Below are 2,844 nucleotides of genomic sequence, written 5' to 3'. Positions count from 1 at the left end.
GAGCGAGAAAACTGCGCTGAATTACGTTAAGCATCTGATGCGCTATCCGGGCAACCAGTTAATTGCCAGCCATAATCCGATCATTCCGCATATCTTGACCAAGATTGCACGAGTCGAATACTCGGCGGAAGATTTAGATCCAGCTGATGCCTGGGTTGTTCATCACCGTGGAGATCAAGTACTTGCAGTCGAATTCTTGCGCCACCCAAAAATTGAGAAGGCAGCCAAGTCAGAATAAAAACTATTAGGACTTTAGCCAATCTAAACGTTGCAGGACAATCCCTTCACGCAGCGCCCATGGGCACTGTTGAATCTTGGTAATTCCCAGAGCATTCATCGCGCCTTCGGCAACCATTGCACCGGCAACAATCTGTTGCGCTCTACTGGCAGAGACTCCTGGTAAGTCCGACCGCTGAGCACGAGTCATTTTTGCTAATCGCGGAACAATGGTTCGCAACCCTTCGGCGGTAAGAGCGCCGCCGAGTTCGGGGAGATAATTCTGCTGGATGCGACGTAAGGTGCGGAATGTCTTACTGGTACCAATTGCAGTTCGACCGCTGTTATCTCCGATCTCACCCTTAATCTCATTTAAAGTTTCTGCAATGTGAGCACGTAACTTGTTGAGAGATTTCTCTGTAAACGGATCGCCCGAAAGAAATTGTCGAGTTAAGCGACCGGCGCCTAACATCACTGATTGTGAGTAGGTTGGGTTCTCTTGTTCGCCGGATGCAATCTCTAACGAACCACCACCAATATCCAACAGCACGACATCTCCAGCAGACCAGCCAACCCAGCGACGAGCAGCGAGAAAGGTAAATTTAGCCTCATCAACGCCGCTGAGAACTTCGAGATCAATCCCGGTTGCGCTTCGCACTGACTGGAGGACGAGGTCGGAGTTTTTTGCCTCACGAATCGCCGAGGTAGCAAATGCGAGCATGTCATCTAATTGAATCGACTTAGCCTCATTTTTCAATCGATTGAGTGTCTTCTGTAAAGTGTCGATGCCCTCATCTGAAATGTCTCCAGAATCAGTTAAATATTCAGCTAATCGAATCTCTTCTTTAAAGCTTTGATACGCCAGGGGCGCTGAGCCATGATGGGCATCCATGATTTGTAGATGCACAGTGTTCGATCCGACATCGAGGACTCCAAGGCGCATGAACTCATTCTATTGACAGAGATTTCTACGAGGTAAATACTCGACAAACACGAGGGAATTATCTGGAAATAGCTGCCTACGGTAGACTTCATGCCTGCACTTCACGAGTAAGTGCCCTTATTTTCGAAAGTTTGTAATCACATGCCAAAGACCCAAGCACACCTCAAAGACCTGCCGGTAAAGACCCGCGACAGCATCCGTAACGTTGCGATCATCGCTCACGTTGACCATGGAAAGACAACACTAGTTGATGCGATGTTGTGGCAGTCAGGCGCTTTTGCTGCTCATAAGAAGCAGGACGAGGGCCAAGATCGCATGATGGACTCAATGGATCTTGAGCGCGAAAAGGGAATCACGATTCTCGCTAAAAACACAGCGGTTCGCCGTGGTGATTCCGTCATCAACATTATTGATACACCAGGCCACGCAGACTTCGGCGGCGAGGTAGAGCGCGGCCTTGAAATGGTTGATGGCGTTATCTTGCTCGTCGATGCATCTGAAGGTCCATTGCCACAGACACGTTTCGTCTTGCGTAAGGCACTCCAGAAGAACCTCCCAGTTATCTTGCTTATCAACAAAGTTGATCGCCCTGATGCGCGTATCGCAGAAGTTGTCGATGAGGCATACGAGCTCTTTCTTGATCTCGATGCAACAGAGGATCAGATTGATTTCCCAGTCGTGTATGCATCTGCAAAGAATGGTCGCGCATCGCTGACACGTCCTGCAGATGGCGGCTTGCCAGAGGAAGAGAATCTCGATGCGCTCTTCCAGGTTATTCAAGACACTGTTCCAGCACCTGTTTATCACGAGGGTGCTCCACTGCAGGCACACGTCACAAACCTCGACTCATCACCATTCCTTGGTCGTCTTGCGCTGATGCGCGTTCACGAAGGAACTCTGAAGAAGGGTCAGTCAGTCATGTGGATCAAGACTGATGGCACACAAGAGCGTGTGAAGATTTCTGAACTTCTCATGACAGAGGCTCTCGAGCGCGTACCTGCACTTGAAGCGGGTCCTGGTGACATCGTCGCTATCGCTGGTATCGAAACAATTACATTGGGAGAGACTCTTGCAGATCTCGAAAACCCACATGCACTTCCATTGATCAAGGTTGATGAACCATCAATCTCGATGACAATTGGTATCAATACATCTCCGCTCGCAGGTAAGTCAGGAAAGTTGCTGACTGCTCGCCAGGTGAAAGATCGTCTCGATAAAGAGCTCATCGGTAACGTTTCACTTCGTATTCTCAACACCGAACGCCCCGATGCTTGGGAAGTTCAAGGCCGCGGAGAGCTTCAGCTCGCTGTTCTTGTTGAAATCATGAAGCGCGAAGGCTTCGAGCTCACAGTCGGTAAGCCACAGGTTGTTACAAAGACAATCGACGGCAAGCTTCACGAGCCAATGGAGCGCCTCACAATTGATGCGCCTGAGGATTACCTCGGTGTTCTCACTCAGTTGATGGCACTTCGTAAGGGCCGCATGGAGCAAATGGTGAACCATGGCACCGGTTGGATTCGTCTTGAGTACAAGGTTCCATCACGTGGTCTTATCGGTTTCCGTACAGAGTTCCTTACAGAAACACGCGGAACAGGTTTGCTCCACCACGTATTCGATTCCTACGAGCCATGGTTTGGTGAACTTCGTACACGTGGAACAGGATCACTTGTTTCAGACCGTATGGG

General features: G+C 49.6%; 3 protein-coding genes. 2 read left to right on the top strand and 1 reads right to left on the bottom strand.

Going from position 1 to position 2,844, the window contains the following annotated elements:
• On the top strand, window positions 1-238 hold a 238-nt coding region (locus ACKOVI_RS02610; protein WP_509602460.1), incomplete at its 5' end, for a hypothetical protein.
• A 6-nt stretch (window positions 239-244) separates the two neighbouring features.
• On the opposite strand, the gene ACKOVI_RS02605 is transcribed toward ACKOVI_RS02610, so the two are convergent.
• Window positions 245-1,159 (bottom strand): Ppx/GppA phosphatase family protein, encoded by a 915-nt coding sequence (locus tag ACKOVI_RS02605; protein ID WP_509602459.1) that lies wholly within the window; start codon window positions 1,157-1,159, stop codon window positions 245-247.
• A gap of 141 nt (window positions 1,160-1,300) precedes the next feature.
• On the opposite strand from ACKOVI_RS02605, the gene ACKOVI_RS02600 reads away from it, so the two are divergent.
• Window positions 1,301-2,844: GTP-binding protein TypA/BipA (locus ACKOVI_RS02600; protein ID WP_509602458.1), on the top strand; the 1,544-nt coding region annotated here is incomplete at its 3' end.

Source organism: Candidatus Planktophila sp. (genome assembly GCF_046070465.1).
In the GTDB taxonomy this organism is placed as follows: domain Bacteria; phylum Actinomycetota; class Actinomycetes; order Nanopelagicales; family Nanopelagicaceae; genus Planktophila.
Note: the sequence above shows the minus strand (reverse complement) of the source record. Positions and strands in the feature narration are given on the sequence as shown.